A 22,030-nucleotide genomic window follows, 5' to 3' on the forward strand; every position below is an offset into this window, starting at 1 on the left:
AAGACCCGTTCGCCCTGAGCTTGTCGAAGGGCGTCCTGTCATTCGTGAAGTGGGGTCGCCCTTCGACAGGCTCAGGGCGAACGGTGGATAGCGGTCCGCCTAAACGGAGCCCGTCTCAGCGCGCCGTAACCGTCGCCGGCACCAGCGGCAGCGCGAGCATGAACCGCGCGCCTTCGCCCGGCGCGCTGTCGAGCTCGATCGCCCCGCCCATCGCGCGCGCCAGCCGGCGCGAGATATAGAGGCCGAGCCCGCTTCCGCCCGGCTCACGCGGATCGACGCGGGCGAATTTCTCGAACACCAGCGCCTGATCCTTCGGCGCGATGCCCTTGCCCTGATCGGCGACGATCGCCACCGCGCGCCCGCCGTCGCGCTGGATGCGCAGCCACACCGTCCCGCCGCGCGGCGAATAGCGCAGCGCATTGCCGATCAGATTGACCAGGATCTGCAACACGCGGCGGAATTCCCCGCTCGCCACCAGCGGCGCATCGAGCCCCTGCGTGTCGAGCGTCACACCGGCATCGGCGGCGCGCACCGCGAACAGCCCGGCGGCGCGGCGCATCACATCGGCGAGATCGACCGGTTCGGTCAGGATCGTGAAATCGTCGCGCTCGACCGCCTCGATATCGGCGAGATCGTCGACCAGCCCCATCAGATGCCGCCCGGCGCTGGCGATATCGGCGGCGTAATCGACATAATGCGGGTCGATCGGCCCGTCCTCGGCGGCGTTGATGCTGTCGGCGCTGGCGATGATCCGCGTCAGCGGCGCACGCAATATGCCGTCGAGCCGGGTGTTGAAGGTGGCGGCGACATCCTCGGCCGGCGTCGCTTTCGTCGCCTCCGCCGGGAACACCCCGCCGACGAAGCCAGCGAACACCCCCGCCGCATTGCGCCGCGCGGTCGCGGCGAGCGTCACGCTGCCGCCGCCGTTGCGGATCACCGCCGCCTGACGATCGAAATCGCGCTGCATCGCCAGCGCCTCAAGCAAGGGCATGCCCCCGGCCGCGTCGGGCTGGAGGGTGAACAGATCGGTCAGCGGCTTGCCGATCAGCGACGGCGCGTCGAACCCGCGCCCGTCGCCGATTTCCGACGGCAGACGGGTGAGCCGCAACGTCGCATCGGCCTCCCACAGCCACAAGGCGCCCGGCGGCGGAGCGGCGTGGACGCTGCCGGTCGCGCGCCACGCCGGGCGCTCGCGCATCGGCGAAACCGACAGCGACACGCCGTCCGATCCGGGGTTGGCGCGGACCCAGCATTCGAGATCGGCCTCGGCATCGGCGATCACCACCGTGCGCTGGACGAGGATGCGCAGCCGTCGCGCGAGCCGGACCACCGTGGCGAGCTGCGGGATCGCGAGCAATTCGCCGACCGCCCCCCCGGCGCGTTCGTTGAGCGCGGCGAAATCGGGGTCCGCCGCGATCAGCCGGTCATGCTGGTCGAAGCGCGCGGTGAGGAGGCGGCCGTCGGTCATGCGCGGCGCAACCGTTCGATCGCGCGAATGGCGCGGCGGAAATCGGGGTGGAGCGACAAAGGCGCGAGCGCCTCGCGCGCGGCGAGCACCGGGATCGCCGCGATCGTATCGAGCTGATCGGCGAACGCCTCGATATCGCGCCGCGGATCGGCGTCGGACAGCAGCAAGGCAACGCGCGCCAGCGCCTCGCGCGGGAAGCCGTGCGCGCGCAGCGCGAGCCACAGCCGATCGCCCTCGGCATCGAGCAGCAGCGCACGCGCTTCGCGCAGATCGACCCGCTGGACATAAGCGAGCAGCGCCGCCGCCAGCTCGGCCTTGCCCTCGCCCAGCGCTTCGGCGAGCAGATCGGGCAATTCCTCCGCACGCGCGTCGATCGCCGCCGCCAGCCTGAGCGCGATCGTATCGAGCCGCGCGCCGTCGTCATGCGCATCGATGCTGCGCGACGCCGCCTCGACCAAGGCGCGGTCGGCCGCCGGCCCCTGCGCCTCACGCAACGCCGCCGCCACCCACCAGACGAGGCGGCGATGCAGGTCCGCCGGCAGATCGACCGACCGCCCGCTGCCCGCCTCGCGCCGGCCCTCGGCGATGATGTAATCGCGTGCCGCCGCACCGACGACATTGTCGTCGCCCTGCGCCAGCCGGGCGAGCAGCATCACCGGCGCGCCGGGCTCACGATTCGCCCCCAGCGCCGCGCCGAGCAAGGCCAGCCGAAGCTGGCCGATCACCTCGGCCATCAGATCCTGATCGCGCAACAGCCCGGCATCGAGCAGCCGTCGCATCGTCTCGGCCGGGCGCGGGGTGATCACCCCGCCCGCGCCATCCTCGCCGCGCGCGAGCACGCGGGTGGCGTGGGTCGCCAGTTCGCGCTCGATCCGCTCGAGCAACGCGCCGATCGCCGCGCGCAGCATCGCGCGGGTGCGATCATCGAGCCGATCGTGATCGTTGAGGAAAAAATCGTCGATCGCGGTTTCCAGCCGCCGCCACGCCCGCGAATCTGCCTCGGCCGCGCGCACGAAGATCGGCGCGGCGTCGGGAGCGATCGCACGCAAGGGGCCGTTCGGATCGACCGTCATCACCGTACTTTTAACTTCAATGTCGTTAAGACGCGACTAAGAGTCTTTTTGGCGAATGCCCGTTTCGGGTCATTGCGTGCGGTGAAACCGCTTTTCCCAAACAGACTCTTAAGCCTTACGACGAAGTAACTCGATTGCAGCGCTTAAGGTAGCGAAAGCGTAAACGGTGGCGAGGATCAGCCCGGCCAGCGGCATCCCCAGCATCGTCAGCACCGCCAGCAGCAGGAGACAGGCCGGCGGGGTCGCCCACCATATCGCGCGCGGCACCGCATCGGTCGCGCGTTCGACGAGCGCGCCCACCGCGATCAGCACGAGCGCGACGATCACCCCCGAATCGCTCAGCCCGCGCGAATCGATCGACCGGCCGAGCAACAGCGCGGCGAGCGCGGCGGCGCCCGGGATTCCGCAGGCCAGCACGCTTGCGAGCCGGCTTTCCTCGCGCAGCCAGGCGGTGCGCTCGCCCATTGCGGCGGCGACCGTACCGGCCAGCGCGGCGAACAGCCCGACCGTCTGATATCCGACCGCGACCAGCCCGAGCCCGATCAGCACCGCGACTCCGGCAGCGATCGTCACCGCCACGGTCGATCCGGGGCGCCCGATCAGCGGCGGGAGGACGAAGCCGGCGATCGGCCGCACCACCCAGCGATCGAACCAGCCGGGCCGCGTCGCGAGCGTCGCCATCATCACCGCGCGGCTGCGCTGCTCCAGCGCGGCGCTGCGCCGCTCGATGCCGTGCCCCGCGCCCGCCTCGCCCGCCGCCAGCACGACATGCCGCGCCCCGCCTTGCTCGGCGACGCGGAGCAGCGCCGACTGGACGTCATAATCGCTCGGCAAAGCCGCGACGTCGGCGAGCCGCCGCGCATCGAGCCGCGCGATCCCCGCCCAGGCGAGCCCGCCGCCGACTCGTTCGTAGTCGGGCGACGCGCTGCCGGCATCGAGCACGAGCAACGCATCGCCGCCTTCCGCGGCGAAGGGCGCGAGCGTCGCATCGGTGGTGATCAACCCGTCGGCCAGCGCGACGACCCGCGCGAGCGGATGGAGCCGCGCGCTCGCCTCGCCCGCGCTGCGCACGGTGTCGACGCTCATCCCGCGCCGCCCGATCCGCGCGATCGCGCCGAGCAATTCGGGGGTCAGCCGCGATACAACGATCACCAGTTGCGACGCCCCGGCGGTCGCCAGCAGCCGCGCCTGATATTCGATCACCGTCACGCCGGCGAACGGCAATGTCGCCGCCAGCACTCCCTGGCGGTCTTCGGCATCCTGAACGGCGAACAGCAATCCCGCGAGCATCCGCGCGCTGTTAGCGGTTGATGCGCGCGGGTGGAAGCGCGGCGCTTGCGGCGAAACGAGCAAGGTTCGGGACGCTAATCGCTTTGTCCCGCGCGAATTCGTGTTAAAACCGGCCGATGAACGGGGGGACTTCATCGCTCGGGCTACGCGACGTGGCCAATCTGCCAGCCGAGACCAAGGCACCGGACGGGGATCCCCCGTTGTTTCTCAGTGAGTTCACCGCGGTCGAGGGAGGGCATCACATCATCGCATCGCACGACTTCGCCGCGGATGTCGAACCGCCGTCGCGCTGGCGCACGATCGGGCCGGCGGTGCTCGCCGCGCTCTCGCTGATCTGGGTCGGCACGCTGATCGCGCTGGCGTGGGGCGACCTGCCGACGATGTCGGCGATCGCGATTGCGCAATTCGGCGCGGCGCTGGTCACCGTGCCGGTGCTCGCCGGGATCGTGTGGCTGCTCACCTTGCGCACCAGCGCCGCCGAGGCGCGCCGCTTCGGCCTTACTGCGCGGGCGATGCGCGCCGAGGCCGCCTCGCTCGAACGCACCGTCGCCACGCTGAGCGCGACGATCGAGACGAATCGCGCCCAGCTCGCCGAGCAGACCCAGGCGCTCGCAGCATTGGGCGACAGCGCCACGATGCGACTCGCCGCGATCGGCAACAGCCTGTCGGGCGAAGTGGCGCAGGCCGACACCCATGCCCGCGCGCTTTCGGATACGACGCGCATCGCGCAGACTAATCTCGAGACGCTGATCGCCGGGCTCCCGCGCGCGCGCGACGAGATCAATGCGCTGATCGCGCGGCTCGAAGGCGTCGGCCACACAGCGGGCGAACAGGCGGCGTCGCTCGACGTGCAGGTCTGCGCGCTCGCCGAACGCGGGCGCGAGGCGGAGACGGTCGCCAATGGCGCAGCGCAGAAGCTCGCCGCGCATATCGAGCGGATGGAATCGGTCAGCGACAATGTCGGGACGCGGCTCGAAGCGGTCACCGCCGAAATGTCGAACGTGGTCGACGCAATGCTCGACCGTACCGCGGGGGCGATCGACCAATCGCGCAAGAGCATCACCGCGCAGGGCGAGGCGATGCTGGCGATGGTCGGCACGCATCAGGCCGCGCTCGATACCGCCGCGAAGGAAAGCGCCGATACGCTCGCCGAGCGGATCAACCTGATCGAGCTGGTGATCGATCGCGTCGCCGAGCGGCTCGATGCGCAGCGCGGCGCGGGCGAATCACTGCTTTCGACGCTCGACGACGGGGTGAGCCATGTCGAGCGCCGGCTCGAGGCGCTGCACCGGCAGAGCGCCGATCGCGCCGCGGCGCTCGCTGCGTCGATCAGCGCGCTCGGCGGCTCGACCGATGCGATGACCGAGGCGCTGCGCGCTGGCGAGGAAATGGCGGCCAAGGCGATCGGCACCACCGAAACCCTGCTCGCCGCGCTCGATTCGGCCGCGCGCGAGATGGACGAGACGATGCCCGCAGCGGTCGAGCGGCTCGACACGCGCTTCGCCGCGTCGAAGGCGGTGGTCGTCGCGACCAAGCCCGAGTTGCTCGCGCTCGTCACCGCTGCCGAGAGCACCCACGACGCGATCGAGGCGATCGCGCAGGTGATCGCCGACCAGCGGCGCAACGTCGACACGCTGACCGCGACGCTGCTCGAAACGCTGGCCACCGGCCGCGCCAAGGCGGACGGGATCGGGCAGATGATCGACGAGGCCGCCGAGCGCGCCAACCGCTTGTCCGAAGACGCCGCCCCGCGGCTGCTCGAAGCGCTGCTGCGCGTCCGCGACACCGCGACCCAGGCCGCCGAACATGCCCGCGATACGCTCGCCGGGGTGATCCCCGAGGCGGCGGAGGCGCTGGAGAAATCGGGCGTCGTCGCGTTGCGCAAGGCGGTCGACAAGGGGTTCGAAAAGACGATCGCCGATCTGTCGCAGGCCGCCGAGCGCGCGGTCGCCGCCGCGACCCGCGCCGCAGGCGAACTCGATCAGAAGATCACCAAGATCGATGAACAGGCCGCGCTGGTCGATATCAAGATCGAGCAAGCGCAGAACGAACGCGAGGAGCACGAGCGCGAAAGCTTCGCCAAACGCGCCTCGCTGCTGATCGAGGCGCTCAATTCGGCGGCGATCGACATCACCCGCACCTTCGCCCCCGATGTCGCGGACAGCGCCTGGGCGGCCTATTTGAAGGGCGATCGCGGGGTCTTCACCCGCCGCGCGGTGCGGCTGCTCGATGCGTCCGAACAACGCGATATCGCGCAGCTCTACGACGAGGATCCGGCGTTCCGCGATCAGGTCAACCGCTACATCCACGATTTCGAGGCGATGCTGCGCACGATCCTCGCACAGCGCGACGGCTCGCCGCTGGGGGTGACGTTGCTGTCGTCCGACATGGGCAAGCTCTATGTCGCGATGGCGCAGGCGATCGAGCGGCTGCGGTAACGCGTCGAGCACCTATCCCGTTCGCCCTGAGCTTGTCGAAGCGCTGCCCTTCTTCATGGCAAGAAAAGTGCTTGGCTTCGACGGGCTCAGCCCGAACGGGCGAGGCGCGTCACCCCACAACCGGCCGCATCTGTACCGGATCGTAATAAAATTTCTCGTGGACGATCCGGTCGTCGCGCCACGTCTGCAGCGTCAGTTCGTCGAGGCGGATCGTCGCGCCGTTCGGGGCGACGAATTCGAACGTCCAGCGGATCACCGCCTGATCGCCGTCGACGAAGCGGCTCAACGCGCGCGCCGTCACCTTGGGGAAAGCAGCGAGCATCATCTGTTCGTTGGCGATCAGCGCATCGATTCCGACGCGCGGCGGATTGTCATTCTCCTGCATCTCGGCATCGGTGGCGTAGAAGCGCGGAAAGGCTTCGAGAAACTCGCCGCGCTCGACCATCTCGATCAGCCCGTCGACCTGTTGCGACACGGACATGATTCCTGCTCCAGTCGTTTAAGCTGGACGCACGGCTAAACGATCCGCGCCGCGACCGATCGTGGCGGCAACGACAAATTTTTATCCGATACCGCCACGGAACCGCCGGCGATAGGCCGCGGGGGTCAGCGCGATCGTGCGCTGGAACAGCCGATGAAAGCTCGGCACATCCTGATAGCCGATCCGCGCGGCAATCTCGGCGATCCCAAGATCAGTGGTTTCGAGCAGGCGCTGCGCCTGATCGAGCCGAATCCCCTGAAGCAGCGCCAGCGGCGTGCGCCCGGTCGCTTCCTTCACCCGGCGCAGAAAGGTGCGGCTCGACAGCCTGAAGGCGGCCGCCGCGGCATCGAGGCTGTAGCGATCGGCGATATGTGCCGCGAGCCAGTGCTCCACCTCGCGCGCGAAGGGCGTCGCGGGGCGCCGCATCATCTCCTTGTCGAAGAATGGCGCCTGGCTCGATCGCGCGGTGTCGATCAGGCTGAACCGCGCCACCGCGCGAGCGATCGCCGCGCCGGCATGGTCGGCGACGATCGCTAGTGCGAGATCGGCATAAGCGGTGAAGGCGCCGGCGGTGATGATCTCGCCGTCGCGGACCAACATCGCCTTGGGATCGAGCCGCACCGTGGGATAGCGACGCATGAAGGTCTCGGCCATCGCCCAAGCGGTCGTCGCGCGGCGCCCGGCGAGCAACCCGGCCTCGGCGAGCAGAAAGGCACCGCCGCAGACCGACGCCACGCGATGTTTGCCGGCGGCGCCGCGAATCATCGCGATTTCGGGGCCCAGCCCGGCAACGACGCGATCGATATCGCTCGCCCGCGCGAAATCGAATGCGGGAACGATCAGCAGATCGGCGTGATGCGGCGAGGGCACAGGCTGCACTATCGCGCCACCCGCCACCGTGACGTTCACGCGCCCCGCGCTGACGATCGTGCAGGCAAAGGGCGGCGGCTCCGCAGGGCGGCGGAACGCCCAGATCCGGTTGGCGACGAGGATGATATCGGCAAAACCGAATACCTCGGCCCCCATGCACCCGTCATAGGCGAGGATCGCGATATTCAGCATGAAGCGCGCTTCGCGCACCGCCGGAAGGCGGGTAATCCGTCGTCATCCGGTGACGGGCGGATCAAGGAAATCGATGATTTCAAAAGAGGAATGGTGGAGCCGAGGGGGATCGAACCCCTGACCTTCGCAATGCCATTGCGACGCTCTCCCAGCTGAGCTACGGCCCCATCTTCCGTCCGGGAAGCGCCCCCTAGCGGGGCGCCGCGACGTTGGCAAGCGGCGAAACGCCGCTTGCCAAAAACCAATCAATTTTCTTCGTCGTCGCTCGACGTTTCGACGCCGAGATCGTCGTCGCCGCCGAGATCAACCTCGTCGTCGGCCGAAGGCTCTTCGTCTTCGCCGGTGTCCAGATCGACGTCATCGTCGTCCGCGCCGCCAGCGAGATCGCTGTCGGCAGGCCCGGTGTTGGTCTTGGCTGCCTCGAACGGCAGCGGCTGCTTGGATTTCAGGATCGGCTCCGGCTCCCATGCATAGCCACAGGCGATGCACGTGACGGGGTCGTCCTTTTCGAGGTCATAGAAACGCGTCGCGCATTTCGGGCACGTACGCTTCGTGCCCCATTCCGGCTTGATCATGCCGTGCAGAACCTTTCGGATGGGTGTTTCAACAGGCCAGTCCCTGCGAAGTGGTGGGCGCCTTGCCATAGCGCAACCCTGCTGGCAAGGCCGCGCGGACATGGCCCATACAGCTTCTCCGCAGCCTGTCACGATCAATCCCGCCCCGGCGCTCGTCGGACGCATCCGCGTGCCGGGGGACAAATCGATCAGCCACCGCTCGCTGATGCTCGCCGCGCTGGCGGTGGGCGAAAGCCGCGTCGAAGGGTTGCTGGAGGGCGAGGACGTGCTCGCCACCGCCGCCGCGATGCGCGCGATGGGCGCCGATATCGCGCGCGGCGCTGACGGCATCTGGCGCATCCACGGCGTCGGGGTCGGCGGGCTGCTCCAGCCGCAGGCGGCGCTCGACATGGGCAATTCGGGCACCTCGACCCGCCTGCTGATCGGGTTGGTCGCGAGCCATCCGATCACCGCGACGTTCGTCGGCGACGCCTCGCTCTCGGCGCGGCCGATGCAGCGGGTGATCGCGCCGCTTTCGCAGATGGGAGCGGATTTCACCCCCTCCCCCGGCGGCCGGCTGCCGCTGATGGTGCGCGGGCTCGCCCCGGCGGGGCCGATCACCTACACTTTGCCGGTCGCCTCGGCGCAAGTGAAGTCGGCGGTGCTGCTCGCCGGACTCAACACCCCCGGCATCACCCGCGTGATCGAGCCGGTCGCGACGCGCGATCATAGCGAGCGGATGCTCGCCGGGTTCGGCGCGGTGCTCAGCGTCGAGCAGACGCCCGAGGGACGGCTGATCTCGATCACCGGCGAGGCGGAGCTCAAGCCGCAATCGATCGTCGTTCCCGGCGACCCCTCCTCCGCCGCTTTCTGGCTGGTCGCGGCATCGATCGTGCCGGGCAGCGACGTGGTGGTCGAGAATGTCGGAATGAACCCCACGCGCAACGGGATCGTCACCGCGCTCCGCCTGATGGGCGCCGATATCACCGAGATCGACGCGCGCGACGTCGGCGGCGAGCCGGTCGCGGACCTGCGCGTGCGCCACGCAGCGCTCAAGGGGATCGAGGTGCCGCGCGAGCTCGCGCCGTCGATGATCGACGAATATCCGGCCCTGTTCGTCGCCGCCGCCTTTGCCGAGGGACGCACCGTCGCGCGCGGGGCGGACGAATTGCGCGTCAAGGAATCGGATCGCATCGCGGTGATGAAGGATGCGCTGATCGCCAACGGCGTGTCGCTGATCGAGCATGAGGACGGGCTGTCGATCGACGGCACCGGCGGCGAGGCGATCCCCGGCGGCGCGCGTATCGCCTCGAAACTCGATCATCGTATCGCAATGAGCATGGCGATCGCTGGACTTCACGCGCGCGCACCCGTGATGATCGACGACGCCGCGCCGGTCAGGACGAGCTTCCCGACCTTCTTCGCGCTGCTCGATGCGTTGGGGGGAAGCGTCACGTGGAGTTGATCGATCGCCGGCTGCTGCTCGCCGGCGGGCTTGTCGCGCTGGTGTCGGCACCGGCGTACGCGCGCGGGCTGGCGAGCTATCCCGCGCCGGTACGCGAGGTGATGGTCCCGGTCGAGGGCGGGCGGATCTATGTCCGCGTCAACGGCGATCTCGCGGCGCCGCGCGCGCCGCTGGTGCTGCTCCACGGCGGGCCGGGCGGGACGCATGAGGCGCTGATGGACGCGCTCGCGCTGGCTGACGAGCGCGCGGTGATCCTTTACGACCAGCTCGATTCGGGACGGTCGGACCAGCCCAATGACCCGGCCAATTGGCGCGTCGCGCGGTTCGTCGACGAGATCGAGGCGGTGCGTCGCGCGCTCGGCGTCACGCGCTGGCATGTGCTGGGACATAGCTGGGGCGGCACGCTCGCGCTCGAATATGGCGCGCGGCGCCCGGCCGCGCTCGCCGGGCTGACGCTCGCCAGCCCGCTGATCGCGACCAAAAGCTGGATCGGCGATGCCAATCTGCTGGTCGACGCGCTCCCCGCGCCGATCCGCGCCGAAATCCGCCGCTGCGAGACGCTCAAGGCGCCGCAGCCCGCCGCCTGCACCAATGCGACGGACGCTTTCTACGCGGTCTACAATAGCCGCGAGCCGGCGACCGATCCGGCGCGCGCCTATCATCGCGCGGTCGGCGGGCGCGGCTTCAACGCGCGGCTCTATCAGACGATGTGGGGGTCGAGCGAATTCGTCTCGACCGGCACGTTGCGCAGCTACAACGGCGAGCCGCTGCTCGCCAAACTCGACGGGAAACGGACCTTGTTCATCTGCGGCCAGTATGACGAAGCGCGGCCGGCGACGATCGGCGCTTATGCCGCGCGCGTGCCGGGCGCGGAATTTGCGGTGATCGCGGGCGCGGCGCACCATCTGTTCGGCGATCGGCCGGAGGAAACCGTCGCCACCTTGCGCGGCTGGCTCGCGCGGCAGGACGCCTTGGCATGATCATCGCGGTCGACGGGCCGGCGGCGTCCGGCAAGGGCACGATCGCGCGGGCGCTGGCGCGGCATTACGATCTGCCGCACCTCGATACCGGGCTGCTCTATCGCGCGGTCGCCGCGACGGTGCTGCGCCACGAGCTCAACCCGGCGAAGGAGGCCGATGCGGTCGCGGCGTGCGATTTCGACGATCTGCTGCTCGCCGATCCCGCATTGCGCGACGACGAAATCGGCAAGGTCGCGTCGATCGTCTCGGCGCATCCTTTGGTGCGCGCCGCATTGCTCCAGCGGCAGAAGCGCTTCGCCGCGCAGGAAGACGGCGCGGTGCTCGACGGGCGCGACATCGGGACGGTGATCGCGCCCAACGCGGATGCCAAATTGTTCGTCAAGGCGACCCCGACGATCCGCGCACGCCGGCGCCACGCCGAACTGCACGCGCACGGCTCGTCGCTGACCTTCGATCAGGTGCTGGCCGATATCCGCGCGCGCGATCAGCGCGATTCGACCCGTAACACCGCGCCGCTGGTCGCCGCCGAGGATGCGGCAACGCTCGACACCAGCTTCCTGTCGATCGAGGCGGCGGTGCAGAAGGCGATCGATCTGGTCGAGGCGGCGCGCGCGCGGAAAGCGGCAGCGGGCGGCTGATCTGCCCCCTTCCTCTGGCGCCGTCATTCCCGCGGAGGCGGGAATCCATTGACGCTGCGGTCGCGCTTCTTTCTCGAAAGTCTGAGTGAATGGATTCCCGCCTCCGCGGGAATGACGGGGAGATGATGGTGAGGATGGCTGCCGCCACCGCGCCTGAATCCGCGGCGTTCCGCCGCATTCGCGTCGCTGCTTCTTGTGGATAACCGCAAGTTGCGCTAAGGCGCGGACGTTCGGCGGGCCGGGGTCCGCGGAGGCGCGGCGCGGAGGTTCACCTCTCGCGCCCTTTTCGCATTTGGCGTTCTGGCCTCCCAACCCCCTGTCCGACGGATGCCGCATCGGCATGGGGCCGGCGTGGCAGTGAAGGCCAAGACCAGCGGATTCAACCGCTTGGCCGGAAACGACATCAAGGAATCGAAAGTTTATGGCCTCTACGGCAACTCCCTCTCGGGACGATTTCGCGGCGATGCTCGATGACATGTTCGGCGGCGCCGACAGCTTCGAGGGCCGCGTGGTGCATGGCACGGTCACCGGCATCGAAAACGACATGGCGATCATCGACGTCGGTCTGAAGAGCGAAGGCCGCGTGCCGCTGCGTGAATTCGCCGCCCCCGGCCAGAAGGCCGAGCTCAAGGTCGGCGACGAAGTCGAAGTCTATGTCGACCGCGTCGAGAACATGCATGGCGAAGCGATGCTGTCGCGCGATCGCGCGCGCCGCGAAGCCGCATGGGACAATCTGGAAGCCGAATTCGCCCGCACCGCGCGCGTCGAGGGCGTGATCTTCGGCCGCGTCAAGGGCGGCTTCACGGTCGACCTCAACGGCGCCGTCGCCTTCCTGCCGGGCAGCCAGGTCGATATCCGCCCGGTGCGTGACGTCACCCCGCTGATGGATATCCCGCAGCCGTTCCAGATCCTCAAGATGGACCGCAAGCGCGGCAACATCGTCGTGTCGCGTCGCGCGGTGCTCGAAGAGACCCGCGCCGAGCAGCGTTCGGGCCTCATCCAGTCGCTCCACGAGGGCCAGATCATCGACGGCGTGGTGAAGAACATCACCGATTACGGCGCCTTCGTCGACCTGGGCGGGATCGACGGTCTGCTCCACGTCACCGATCTCAGCTACAAGCGCGTCGCGCACCCGAGCGAGATGATCAACATCGGCGACACCGTGCGCGTCCAGATCATCCGCATCAACAAGGACACGCAGCGCATCAGCCTCGGCATGAAGCAGCTCGAGAGCGATCCGTGGGATGGCGCGGGCGCGAAATATCCGGTCGGCGCCAAGCTGTCGGGCCGTGTCACCAACATCACCGAATATGGTGCATTCGTCGAGCTGGAAGCTGGCATCGAAGGCCTCGTCCACGTCAGCGAAATGTCCTGGACCAAGAAGAACGTCCACCCGGGCAAGATCGTGTCGACCTCGCAGGAAGTCGATGTGGTGGTGCTCGAGGTCGATGAGGACAAGCGCCGCATCAGCCTCGGCCTCAAGCAGGCGCAGGCCAATCCGTGGGAGGCGTTCGCCGCCGCTCACCCGATCGGCTCGACCGTCGAGGGCGAAGTCAAGAACGCGACCGAATTCGGCCTCTTCGTCGGCCTCGACAACGACGTCGACGGCATGGTCCACATGTCCGACATCGCCTGGGGCGTTTCGGGCGAGGACGCGCTGGCGCTGCACCGCAAGGGCGAGATGGTGAAGGCGATCGTGCTCGACATCGATTCGGAGAAGGAGCGCATCTCGCTTGGCATGAAGCAGCTCGAGCGCGGCGGCCCGGTGGCCGGCGCGGTTGCGGCTGGCGATCGCCTGTCGAAGAATGCGGTCATCACCGTCACCGTGCTCGAAGTCCGCGACGCGGGCCTCGAAGTGCAGGCGGGCGACGACGGCGCGACCGGCTTCATCAAGCGCACCGATCTCGGCCGCGACCGCGACGAGCAGCGCCCGGAGCGTTTCCAGGTCGGCCAGAAGATCGACGCGATGGTCACCGGCTTCGATCGCTCGAAGAAGCCGACCTTCTCGGTCAAGGCGATGCAGATTGCCGAGGAAAAGCAGGCAGTTGCGCAGTATGGCTCGTCGGATTCCGGCGCGTCGCTGGGCGACATCCTGGGCGAAGCGCTCAAGGCTCGCGATTCCAAGAAGTAATCGGGGCAGCCCGGGCAGGATCATTTCCTGCCCGGGTCCCAGCTTGACACGAAATTACAGCATACTGTCGTTTCGTTCCTATTCCGATCGGCGGTTTCCCTGTATTATTGCGACCTTAGTAATCGCGCGTTTAACGATAATCGCTTCAGAGGTTGCCCATGATCCGATCCGAACTCGTCCAGCAGCTCGCAGAGACCAATCCCGAGCTTTCGTTGCGTGAGGTCGAGGAGATCGTATCAACCTTCTTCGACGAGATCGTGCGACGGCTGGCCGAGAATGGTCGGGTCGAGCTGCGCGGTTTCGGCGCTTTTTCCACCCGCGCCCGCGATGCTCGCACCGGGCGCAACCCGCGCACCGGGGAGATGGTGGACGTGGACGCGAAGCGCGTTCCCTACTTCAAACCCGGCAAGGAAATGCGCCAGCGGCTCAACGTCGCTTGACGCGGCGGCTCCGGTAGACTTCACGTCGTGCGCGATGCGCGGACGTGGCGGAATCGGTAGACGCTGGAGACTTAAAATCTTCTGCCATTGGCGTGCGGGTTCGAGTCCCGCCGTCCGCACCATCGCATGTCTGGGCGCAAGCGCGTCGCTCGCGCTGCTCGCCGGCTGCGACCGACGCGCCGATGTCGGGCCGGTCGTGGCGAGCGTCATCGGCGCCCCGCCTGAGCTGAGCGATGCGAGCCGCGGCGACTGGCCCGAGAGCGATCGCGCGCTGGCCGATTCGGTGGCGCAGGGTCTGGTGCGCTTCGACGCGACCGGCCAGATCGAGCCCGGTGTCGCCGAGCGCTGGATCGTCACCGACGAGGGCATGACCTATATCTTCCGGCTGCGCGAGGCGGTGTGGTCGGACGGGCGCCCGGTCACCGCGCAGGAAGTGGTGGCGATCCTCAAGCATCAGATCGCGGCAGCGTCGCGCAACCCGCTCAAGCCGTTTCTCACCAGCATCGAATCGATCGTCGAGATGACGCCGCAGGTCATCCAGATCGAACTCTCCCACCCTCGCCCCGATCTGCTCAAATTATTCGCGCAGCCCGAGCTGGCGATCGTCCGGCGGCGCAACCCTGCCGGCACCGGCCCGTTCCGCATCATGCACGCGGGTCGCCGCTCGATGCTGCTGACCCCGGTGTCGGACCCGAATCGCTCGCCCGACGAGATACCCGAAAAGGTGCCCGAAGATGACGTGCGGCTGATCGGCGAGCCCGCGTCGCGCGCGATCATGCGCTATATCGCGCGTGGCTCCGATCTGGTGGCGGGCGGCACGGTGGGCGATTGGCCGCTGATCCAGATCGCCACGGTGCCGCCGGCGGAGGTGAAGCTCGATCCGGCGGCAGGGCTGTTCGGACTGGCGATCACCAATCGCGAGGGCTTCCTCGCCTCGGCAGACAATCGCGCGGCGATCGCCGCCGCGATCGACCGCGCCGGGCTGGTCGAGGCTTTCTCCCCCGAATGGGCGCCGACCGAGCAATTGCTGCCCGACCAGCTCGATTCGGCGACCCCGCCGGCGATCCCCTCCTGGGTCGCGATCGATGTCGGCGACCGCCGGCAGCAGGCGAAGGCGCAGGTCGCCTCGTGGCGCGGCATCCACCCCGAGCCGGTCGTGCTGCGCGTCGCGCTGCCCGGCGGGCCGGGCGGCACCTTGCTCTGGGCGCGGATCGGCGCCGACCTGCAATCGGTCGGCATCCAGCCGGTGCGCGTCGCGCAGGACGCGCGCGATGCCGATCTGCGGCTGATCGACGCGGTCGCGCCCTATGACAGCGCGCGCTGGTATCTCGCGATGGCCTGCGCCCCGTGCGGCGGCGCGGCGAGCGACGCGGTGGAGGCGGCGCGGGTCGCCCCGACGCTCGCGGCGCGCAGCGCGGCGATCGCCACCGCCGACGCCGCGGTGGCGGCGGACGTCTCGTTCATCCCGATCGCGCGCCCGTTCCGCTGGTCGCTGGTATCGCTGCGGCTGCGCCAGTGGCAGCCGAACGCGCGCGCGTGGCACCCGTTGAACAGGCTGCGCGCCGTCCCCAAGTGACGGATATGACCATGCGCACCGCCCGTATCGATCCGGCGATCCTCGATCGCCTGCCCATCGGCCGCGACCCCGCCGCGATCCGCCAGCGGATCGAGGTGATGGAGAAACTGCTCGAAGGATTGTTCGTCATCCCGGGGATCAACCGGCGCGTCGGGCTCGATGCCCTGCTCGGGCTGGTGCCGGTGGCGGGCGATCTGATCGCAGCGGTGCTCGGCGCGTGGATCGTGTGGGAAGCACGCAACCTCGGCATGAGCCGCTTCCAGCTCGCGCGGATGAGCGCGCGGGTCGGGTTCGACGCGTTGCTCGGGGTGATCCCGGTGATCGGCGACGCGGCGGACTTCTTCTATCGCTCGAACACGCTCAACCTGAGGACGATCAAGCGCCACCTCGACAAGCATCATCCGTCGACGGTGACGATCGAGCGCTGAGCTCCGCGACCTTTCCTCTTTCTCCCCTCCCTTGAACAAGGGAGGGGAGAAAGAAACGAAGCTCAATAAAGCAGGAACGCCTGCCGCTCGGCTTCCCACGCCTGCTCGTCCGGAACGGTCAGCGCGTCGAGATCGCCCGCCACCGCCGCCGCCTCGTCGACCCACTCGCGCAGCCCCGGCCCGCCGTTGATCACGTCGATCGCGAGCTTGTCGAAGACATATTCATACGGGAAATCGCGCCACAAAGGATAATCCGGGTAGAGCCGCCGGATCGCCTTAAACCCCAAAGCCTGCAACCGCCACGGGCGGAACGCGGCGTGGTCGTACGCTGCACCCTCGGCGTGGATGAACACCCCCGCGCACAACGCCCCGACATGCTTGTGGAAGGTCGGCTGGAACCAGAAATCGCGCAGCGTGCATCCCGCAAGCCATTGCGGCGCCAGCGCGCGCATCTCCGCGATCACCGCGCGGGCGTCGATATCGGGCGCGCCGAACAGTTCCAGCGGGCGCGTCGTCCCGCGTCCCTCGCTCAGCGTCGTGCCCTCGAGCATCACGGTGCCGGCATAGGCACGCGCCATATTGACGTTGGCGGCGTTGGGGCTGGGGTTGATCCACACCCGCTCGGGCGGCCAGCCATAGCCGGGCGCGGCGCCGGGCTGCCAGCCCTCCATCTCGATCACGCGATAGTCGACGTCGAGGCGGAAGCGATCGATGAACCAGCGCCCCATCTCGCCCAGGGTCATCCCGTGGCGCATCGGCATCGGCCCGGCGCCGACGAAGCTCTCCCAGCCGGGGCGCAGCGTCAGCCCCTCGATCGGCCGCCCGGCGGGATTGGGGCGATCGAGCACCCACACCGATTTGCCGTGCGCCGCGGCGGCCTCCAGCACGTAGAGCAGGGTCGTGACGAAGGTGTAGATGCGGCACCCGACGTCCTGCAGGTCGACCAGCAGCACGTCGAACGTCCCCATCGACTGCCCGGTCGGCCGCCGTACCTCGCCGTAGAGGCTGAACACCGGCATGCCATAGGTCGGATCGGTGAAGTCGGGCGACTCCATCATATTGTCCTGCAGATCGCCGCGCACGCCGTGCTGCGGGCCGAATACTGCGCTGATATTGAGCCCCGCCGCGACCAGCGCGTCGAGACTGTGGGTGAGGTCTGCGTTGACGGAGGCGGGATGCGCGAGCAACGCGACACGCTTCCCCTCCAGCGGTTTCCTGAGGCTCGCATCGGCGAGCAGGCGATCGATCCCGAATTTCATGCGCGATCAGGTGCCGGGAGCCGCGCGACAAAGCAATCCGGGTTGTGGAAATCCGGCGCGCCGGGGGCATGGGCCAGCGCCCAGAACGAACGGACGCCGCCGGTTTCTTCGATCACCGCGGTGAGCGCGATCCGCGGACCCGTCACCCCGGCCTTGAGCCAGGGTCCATCGGGAGGCAGGCGCGGCGCAGGAGGTTCTAGCGGCTGAGCCTGCGGCACGATGGACCCCGGCTCAAGGCCGGGGTGACGGATGATGATATGGTGGCCACTCCGCTCGATCTTCGGGTCCGCTGACAGTGGAAGATCATGCATCCCGGCGCGATAAGCATCGAACGCATAGGCGGCCCACCGGCCCGAGGGCGAGAAGTTGAACTCCAGATACGCCGCCCCCTCGCCCGGCATCACGAACAGCTCGAAGCAGGTCGCCTTCCACAATTCGTCGGCGCGCTCGGGCGCGGCGGGCGCGGGCCAGATCACCGCATCGGCCCCATCGACCGCATAGCGCAGACACGTTTCGCTACCGTTCCGCTCCAGCTCTACGCTTACTCCGCGCACCCGAAGCGGCGGGAAATCGGGGTGCGGGATCAGGGTGAAAGACGCCATATCGACAGCACCCTAGGAAAAGCGCGCGCGAATCGCTATGTGGCGCGCTTCCCTATGGCAACCAAACTCCCCTCCCCGCCCCGCGTGGGCATGGTTTCGCTCGGCTGTCCGAAGAACCTCGTCGACAGCGAGCGCATCCTCACCCAGCTGCGCGCCGACGGCTATCAGATGTCGCCCGATTATGCCGGGGCCGATGTCGTGCTGGTCAACACCTGCGGCTTTCTCGATTCGGCCAAGGAGGAAAGCCTCGAGGCGATCGGCGAGGCGATCGCGGAGAACGGCCGCGTCATCGTCACCGGCTGCATGGGCAAGGAAGCCGAGGTGATCCGCGCGCGCTTCCCCGATGTGCTCGCGATCACCGGCGCGCATGAGTATGAGCAGGTCGTCGAGGCGGTGCACGAGGCCGCGCCGGCGAGTATCTCGCCCTATGTCGATCTGATCCCCGATGCGGGGCTCAAGCTCACCCCGCGCCATTACAGCTATCTCAAGATTTCCGAGGGCTGCAACCACCGCTGCGCCTTTTGCATCATCCCCTCGCTGCGCGGCGATCTGGTCAGCCGGCGTCCCGATGCGATCCTGCGCGAGGCGGAAAAGCTGGTCGCGGCGGGGACCAAGGAATTGCTGGTCATCAGCCAGGATACCTCGGCCTACGGCGTCGATCTGCGCCACAAATCCTGGCCGTGGAAGGGCGGCGAGGTGCGCGCGCATATGACCGACCTGGCGCGCGAGCTCGGCCGGATCGCGCCCTGGGTGCGGTTGCATTACGTCTATCCCTATCCGCACGTCGATCAGGTGATCCCGCTGATGGCGGAGGGGCTGGTGCTGCCCTATCTCGACATTCCGTTCCAGCACGCCAGCCGCGCGGTGCTCAAGGCGATGAAGCGCCCGGCGAACGAGGCCAAGGTGCTCGAACGGATCCGCGGCTGGCGCGAGATCTGCCCCGATATCGCGATTCGCTCGACCTTCGTCGTCGGCTTCCCCGGCGAGACCGAGGACGATTTCCGCTATCTGCTCGACTGGCTCGACGAGGCGCAGCTCGATCGCGTCGGCGCGTTCCGCTTCGAGCCGGTCGAGGGCGCCGCGGCCAATGCGCTGCCCGATCCGGTCCCCGAGGCGGTGAAGGAGGAGCGCTATGCCCGGGTGATGGAGAAAACCGCGGCGATTTCCGCCGCCAAGCTGCAGGCGAAGATCGGGCGCACGCTGGAGGTGATCATCGACGCGGTGGGCGAAGACGGCGGCGCGACCGGCCGTTCGGCCGCCGATGCGCCCGATATCGACGGCGAGGTGCATCTGCGCGACGCTGGCAGCCTGTCGCCGGGCGATATCGTCAAGGTGACGATCGAGGACGCCGACGACCACGATCTGTTCGGCGCGCCGGTGTCTGCGCCCTAACTGGGCGCTTGACCGCTTCGGCGGCGCTGCTAATAGGCCCCCTCGCTTCGGCGATAAACGCCTTGGGGCGGAGTAGCTCAGCTGGTTAGAGCAGCGGAATCATAATCCGCGTGTCGGGGGTTCAAGTCCCTCCTCCGCTACCATTTCCTATCCGAACATATGACGCGACAGCGGCGCCCACGGGCCGCCGCGATACCACCAGGCGGCGAGCCCGGTGATCGTCAGCGGCCGCGCGCGGAAACCCGCGCGCATCGCCGCGAGCAATGCCCGCGCCTCGGCCGCTTCGACCTTGTTCTGGATCGTCACATGCGGGCGCCAGCCGGCCATATCCTGCGGCACGAGCAGCCCGGTGAACCCCTCCGCCAGCCGCGCGCGAATCGCCGCGAGCCCCTCGCTCTCGATTCGCCACGCGACCCCGCGGCCCAACGAATAGGGCTCGCGCAAGGTGGCGGCGGGCGGGGCGACATGACGCGTCTCCGCCGCCAGCCGCTGCCTCACCTCCGCCTCGATTGACGGCGGGAGGTGGTGGAACAAGGTGAGATGCGCCGACACCTGATTGCGCGCGGGCGGATAATGCGCCCGGCGCAGCGCCTCGAACCACGCCTGATCGCCCGCGCCGAACAAGGCGGTGACGACGATCGGCGCGGTCAAATCTCGATCTGCGTGCCCAGTTCGACCACGCGATTGGTCGGCAGGCGGAAGAATTCCATCGCGCTTTCCGCGTTGCGCAGCATCCAGGCGAACAATTTCTCGCGCCAGATCATCATCCCCGGCCGCTCCGAGGGCAGCAGCGTCTGCCGCGACAGGAAGAAGCTGGTGTCGATCATGCGGATGTCGACCCCGCCGCAGCCGTGGAAGGTTTTGAGCGCGGCGGGCACGTCGGGCGCCTCCATGAAGCCGTAGCGCAGGATCACGCGGTGGAAGCCCTGCCCGAGATCGTCGTGCATGAAACGATCGTTCTCGGGGAAATAGGGCATGTCGGTGACCTTGACGGTCAGCAGGATCACCCGCTCGTGGAGCACGCGATTGTGCTTCAGATTGTGGAGCAAGGCGTGGGGCACGCCCTCCGGGGTCGAGGTCATGAACACCGCGGTGCCCGGCACGCGCGTCGCCGAGGTGGCGGCGGAGCCGATGAACACCTTGATCGGCATCGCGCCCTCGCGCATCCGCTGGATCATCAGCTTGCGCCCCGTCGCCCAGGTGGTGAGCATGACGAAGCAGATCGCCGCGACGAGCAGCGGGAACCAGCCGCCGTCGAGCACCTTGGTCAGGTTGGACGAGAAATACAGCCCGTCGATGATGACGAAGGTGCCGACGAACGGCACCACCACCCACAGCGGCCAATGCCATACGCGATAGATCAGCACCCCGATCATGCAGGTGGAGATAAACATCGTGCCGGTCACCGCGATGCCATAGGCCGCGGCGAGGTTCGACGATTCGCGGAAGCCGAAGATCAGCAGCAGCACCATCGTCATCAGCGCCCAATTGACCGAGGCGATATAGATTTGCCCCGCTTCGGACGCGCTGGTGTGGCTGATGCGCAGACGCGGCATCAGCCCGAGCTGGATCGCCTGATGCACCACCGAATAGCAGCCGGTGATCACCGCCTGGCTGGCGATCACCGTCGCGACGGTGGCGAGGATGACGAGCGGCAGGCGCCAGGCCTCATTGGCCATCAGGAAGAAGGGATTCTCCGCCGCGGCAGGGTTGGCGAGCAGCAGCGCGCCCTGCCCGAGATAGTTGAGCATCAGCGCCGGGAAGACGAACCACATCCACGCGAGCGCGATCGGGCGGCGCCCGAAATGCCCCATATCGGCATAAAGCGCCTCCGCCCCGGTCAGCGCGAGCACGACCGAGCCGAGCGCGAGGAAGGCCAGCCGCCCGTCGTCTGCCGCGAACCGCACCGCCCAGCGCGGATCGAGCGCGAGCAGGATATGCGGCTGTTGCAGGATATGGATCAGCCCGAGCACGCCGAGCGTGACGAAATAGACCGCCATGATCGGGCCGAACAATTTGCCCACCCGCGCGGTGCCGACCGACTGGAGGTAGAACAGCCCGACGAGGATCGCGACCGCGATCGGGATGACGAAATGGCTGAACCCCTGCTCGACCGTCGCGAGCCCCTCCACCGCCGACAGCACCGACACCGCCGGGGTGATCATGCAATCGCCGAAGAACAGGGCGCTGGCGAGCACACCGAGCATGACGAGGCTCGGCCCCCATCTCTTGCCCGCGCCGCTGCGGCGCTGGATCAGCGCGAGCAGCGCGAGGCTGCCGCCCTCGCCTTCATTATCCGCGCGCAGGATGACCATCACATATTTGAACGTGACGATCAGCACGAGCGACCAGAAGACGAGGCTGACGACCCCGAAGATGTGGAGCTGGTCGACCGTCAGCGGGTGATGGCCGACGAACACCTCCTTCATCGCGTAGAGCGGGCTGGTGCCGATGTCGCCATAGACGACGCCGATCGCCCCGACAGCCAGCTTCGCCAGGCTGTCGCGTCGATGATCGTGCGCGCTGAGCACGCCCGCGGTTTGAGTTGTGGTCACGAAATAATCGCAGAAACCGGAATCACGGCAGAAAACCCGCAATCGCCTTTGAGGCGCCGCGCCTAGCATGCTGCCCCTACCCCCGCAACAGCGCGACGGCGCGTTGATGTGGGGATCGCCCGCGACTGTTGCAAGCGTGCCGGATCGGGGCAAAGTTCACGAAGTTCACACGAGTGACGGTTGCGGGAACAGCGACAA

General features: G+C 68.1%; 19 protein-coding genes and 3 tRNA genes. 11 read left to right on the forward strand and 11 right to left on the reverse strand.

Annotated elements, in window-relative coordinates; all coding sequences use genetic code 11:
* Positions 1-115: 115 nt before the first annotated feature.
* The 3 genes from NED98_RS06625 to NED98_RS06635 form a co-directional block, all read right to left on the reverse strand.
* Positions 116-1,468, reverse strand: a complete 1,353-nt coding sequence (locus tag NED98_RS06625; RefSeq protein ID WP_265312281.1) for a sensor histidine kinase — start codon at positions 1,466-1,468, stop codon at positions 116-118.
* A complete protein-coding gene (locus NED98_RS06630; RefSeq protein ID WP_265268934.1) occupies positions 1,465-2,541 on the reverse strand; it encodes a DUF2336 domain-containing protein in 1,077 nt (358 codons plus the stop codon). The genes NED98_RS06625 and NED98_RS06630 overlap by 4 nt, the downstream gene beginning before the upstream one ends.
* A gap of 108 nt (positions 2,542-2,649) precedes the next feature.
* Positions 2,650-3,831: a hypothetical protein gene (locus tag NED98_RS06635; RefSeq protein ID WP_265312282.1), complete on the reverse strand. Its 1,182-nt coding sequence runs from the start codon at positions 3,829-3,831 to the stop codon at positions 2,650-2,652.
* Between the two features lie 116 nt (positions 3,832-3,947).
* On the opposite strand from NED98_RS06635, the gene NED98_RS06640 reads away from it, so the two are divergent.
* Positions 3,948-6,269, forward strand: a complete 2,322-nt coding sequence (locus tag NED98_RS06640) for a coiled-coil domain-containing protein (protein ID WP_284699418.1) — start codon at positions 3,948-3,950, stop codon at positions 6,267-6,269.
* Between the two features lie 109 nt (positions 6,270-6,378).
* Here NED98_RS06640 and NED98_RS06645 read toward each other — a convergent pair whose 3' ends face one another.
* The 4 genes from NED98_RS06645 to NED98_RS06660 all read right to left on the reverse strand — a co-directional run bounded on the left by NED98_RS06645 (position 6,379) and on the right by NED98_RS06660 (position 8,387).
* The gene (locus NED98_RS06645; RefSeq protein ID WP_265312284.1) at positions 6,379-6,750 is read right to left on the reverse strand and encodes an ester cyclase; all 372 of its coding nucleotides are present in this window, start codon (positions 6,748-6,750) and stop codon (positions 6,379-6,381) included.
* 81 nt (positions 6,751-6,831) lie between these two features.
* A complete protein-coding gene (locus NED98_RS06650) occupies positions 6,832-7,812 on the reverse strand; it encodes a GlxA family transcriptional regulator (protein WP_265312285.1) in 981 nt (326 codons plus the stop codon).
* Positions 7,813-7,903: 91 nt separating this feature from the next.
* Positions 7,904-7,979: transfer RNA gene (locus NED98_RS06655), tRNA-Ala, on the reverse strand.
* A gap of 78 nt (positions 7,980-8,057) precedes the next feature.
* Positions 8,058-8,387 (reverse strand): FYDLN acid domain-containing protein, encoded by a 330-nt coding sequence (locus NED98_RS06660; protein ID WP_179512012.1) that lies wholly within the window; start codon positions 8,385-8,387, stop codon positions 8,058-8,060.
* A 100-nt stretch (positions 8,388-8,487) separates the two neighbouring features.
* Between NED98_RS06660 and aroA the strand changes: the two genes are divergently transcribed.
* From aroA to NED98_RS06700, 8 genes are all read left to right on the forward strand, one after another.
* Positions 8,488-9,831 (forward strand): 3-phosphoshikimate 1-carboxyvinyltransferase, encoded by a 1,344-nt coding sequence (gene aroA / locus NED98_RS06665; protein ID WP_265312286.1) that lies wholly within the window; start codon positions 8,488-8,490, stop codon positions 9,829-9,831.
* Positions 9,822-10,811, forward strand: coding sequence for a proline iminopeptidase-family hydrolase (locus NED98_RS06670; protein ID WP_265312287.1), 990 nt, complete (start codon positions 9,822-9,824; stop codon positions 10,809-10,811). Before aroA ends, NED98_RS06670 begins: the two co-directional genes overlap by 10 nt.
* Positions 10,808-11,449 carry a (d)CMP kinase gene (gene cmk, locus NED98_RS06675; RefSeq protein WP_265312288.1) on the forward strand — a complete coding sequence of 214 codons (642 nt, stop codon included), beginning with the start codon at positions 10,808-10,810 and terminating at the stop codon, positions 11,447-11,449. The genes NED98_RS06670 and cmk overlap by 4 nt, the downstream gene beginning before the upstream one ends.
* Before the next feature lie 421 nt (positions 11,450-11,870).
* Positions 11,871-13,580 carry a 30S ribosomal protein S1 gene (rpsA, locus tag NED98_RS06680; protein WP_179512016.1) on the forward strand — a complete coding sequence of 570 codons (1,710 nt, stop codon included), beginning with the start codon at positions 11,871-11,873 and terminating at the stop codon, positions 13,578-13,580.
* 158 nt (positions 13,581-13,738) lie between these two features.
* A complete protein-coding gene (locus NED98_RS06685; RefSeq protein WP_179512017.1) occupies positions 13,739-14,020 on the forward strand; it encodes an integration host factor subunit beta in 282 nt (93 codons plus the stop codon).
* A 38-nt stretch (positions 14,021-14,058) separates the two neighbouring features.
* A tRNA-Leu gene (locus tag NED98_RS06690) sits at positions 14,059-14,142 on the forward strand.
* Positions 14,143-14,216: 74 nt separating this feature from the next.
* Entirely contained in the window at positions 14,217-15,596 is a 1,380-nt protein-coding gene (locus NED98_RS06695) for an ABC transporter substrate-binding protein (RefSeq protein ID WP_265268926.1), read from the forward strand.
* An 11-nt stretch (positions 15,597-15,607) separates the two neighbouring features.
* A complete protein-coding gene (locus NED98_RS06700; RefSeq protein WP_265268925.1) occupies positions 15,608-16,024 on the forward strand; it encodes a DUF4112 domain-containing protein in 417 nt (138 codons plus the stop codon).
* 62 nt (positions 16,025-16,086) lie between these two features.
* On the opposite strand, the gene NED98_RS06705 is transcribed toward NED98_RS06700, so the two are convergent.
* Together NED98_RS06705 and NED98_RS06710 are read right to left on the reverse strand one after the other, a co-directional pair.
* On the reverse strand, positions 16,087-17,283 hold the full coding sequence (locus NED98_RS06705) for an exo-beta-N-acetylmuramidase NamZ family protein (protein WP_265312289.1): 1,197 nt from the start codon (positions 17,281-17,283) through the stop codon (positions 16,087-16,089).
* The gene (locus tag NED98_RS06710) at positions 17,280-17,885 is read right to left on the reverse strand and encodes a DOMON-like domain-containing protein (protein ID WP_265312290.1); all 606 of its coding nucleotides are present in this window, start codon (positions 17,883-17,885) and stop codon (positions 17,280-17,282) included. Before NED98_RS06710 ends, NED98_RS06705 begins: the two co-directional genes overlap by 4 nt.
* 54 nt (positions 17,886-17,939) lie before the next feature.
* On the opposite strand from NED98_RS06710, the gene rimO reads away from it, so the two are divergent.
* A complete protein-coding gene (gene rimO, locus NED98_RS06715; protein ID WP_265312291.1) occupies positions 17,940-19,277 on the forward strand; it encodes a 30S ribosomal protein S12 methylthiotransferase RimO in 1,338 nt (445 codons plus the stop codon).
* A gap of 66 nt (positions 19,278-19,343) precedes the next feature.
* A tRNA-Met gene (locus NED98_RS06720) sits at positions 19,344-19,420 on the forward strand.
* A 4-nt stretch (positions 19,421-19,424) separates the two neighbouring features.
* Here NED98_RS06720 and NED98_RS06725 read toward each other — a convergent pair.
* On the reverse strand, positions 19,425-19,928 hold the full coding sequence (locus NED98_RS06725) for a 2'-5' RNA ligase family protein (RefSeq protein ID WP_265268921.1): 504 nt from the start codon (positions 19,926-19,928) through the stop codon (positions 19,425-19,427).
* Positions 19,925-21,808: a potassium transporter Kup gene (locus NED98_RS06730; protein WP_265269009.1), complete on the reverse strand. Its 1,884-nt coding sequence runs from the start codon at positions 21,806-21,808 to the stop codon at positions 19,925-19,927. The genes NED98_RS06725 and NED98_RS06730 overlap by 4 nt, the downstream gene beginning before the upstream one ends.
* Positions 21,809-22,030: the final 222 nt, after the last annotated feature.

It is taken from the genome of Sphingomonas lycopersici (assembly GCF_026130605.1).
Taxonomy (GTDB): domain Bacteria; phylum Pseudomonadota; class Alphaproteobacteria; order Sphingomonadales; family Sphingomonadaceae; genus Sphingomonas; species Sphingomonas lycopersici.

Coding starts and splice junctions, on each gene's coding strand:
- NED98_RS06625 (WP_265312281.1), bottom strand. CDS start 1,468: ATGACCGACGGCCGCCTCCTCACCGCGCGCTTCGACCAGCATGACCGG.
- NED98_RS06630 (WP_265268934.1), bottom strand. CDS start 2,541: ATGACGGTCGATCCGAACGGCCCCTTGCGTGCGATCGCTCCCGACGCC.
- NED98_RS06635 (WP_265312282.1), bottom strand. CDS start 3,831: ATGCTCGCGGGATTGCTGTTCGCCGTTCAGGATGCCGAAGACCGCCAG.
- NED98_RS06640 (WP_284699418.1), top strand. CDS start 3,948: ATGAACGGGGGGACTTCATCGCTCGGGCTACGCGACGTGGCCAATCTG.
- NED98_RS06645 (WP_265312284.1), bottom strand. CDS start 6,750: ATGTCCGTGTCGCAACAGGTCGACGGGCTGATCGAGATGGTCGAGCGC.
- NED98_RS06650 (WP_265312285.1), bottom strand. CDS start 7,812: ATGCTGAATATCGCGATCCTCGCCTATGACGGGTGCATGGGGGCCGAG.
- NED98_RS06660 (WP_179512012.1), bottom strand. CDS start 8,387: ATGATCAAGCCGGAATGGGGCACGAAGCGTACGTGCCCGAAATGCGCG.
- aroA (WP_265312286.1), top strand. CDS start 8,488: ATGGCCCATACAGCTTCTCCGCAGCCTGTCACGATCAATCCCGCCCCG.
- cmk (WP_265312288.1), top strand. CDS start 10,808: ATGATCATCGCGGTCGACGGGCCGGCGGCGTCCGGCAAGGGCACGATC.
- rpsA (WP_179512016.1), top strand. CDS start 11,871: ATGGCCTCTACGGCAACTCCCTCTCGGGACGATTTCGCGGCGATGCTC.
- NED98_RS06685 (WP_179512017.1), top strand. CDS start 13,739: ATGATCCGATCCGAACTCGTCCAGCAGCTCGCAGAGACCAATCCCGAG.
- NED98_RS06700 (WP_265268925.1), top strand. CDS start 15,608: ATGCGCACCGCCCGTATCGATCCGGCGATCCTCGATCGCCTGCCCATC.
- NED98_RS06705 (WP_265312289.1), bottom strand. CDS start 17,283: ATGAAATTCGGGATCGATCGCCTGCTCGCCGATGCGAGCCTCAGGAAA.
- NED98_RS06710 (WP_265312290.1), bottom strand. CDS start 17,885: ATGGCGTCTTTCACCCTGATCCCGCACCCCGATTTCCCGCCGCTTCGG.
- rimO (WP_265312291.1), top strand. CDS start 17,940: ATGGCAACCAAACTCCCCTCCCCGCCCCGCGTGGGCATGGTTTCGCTC.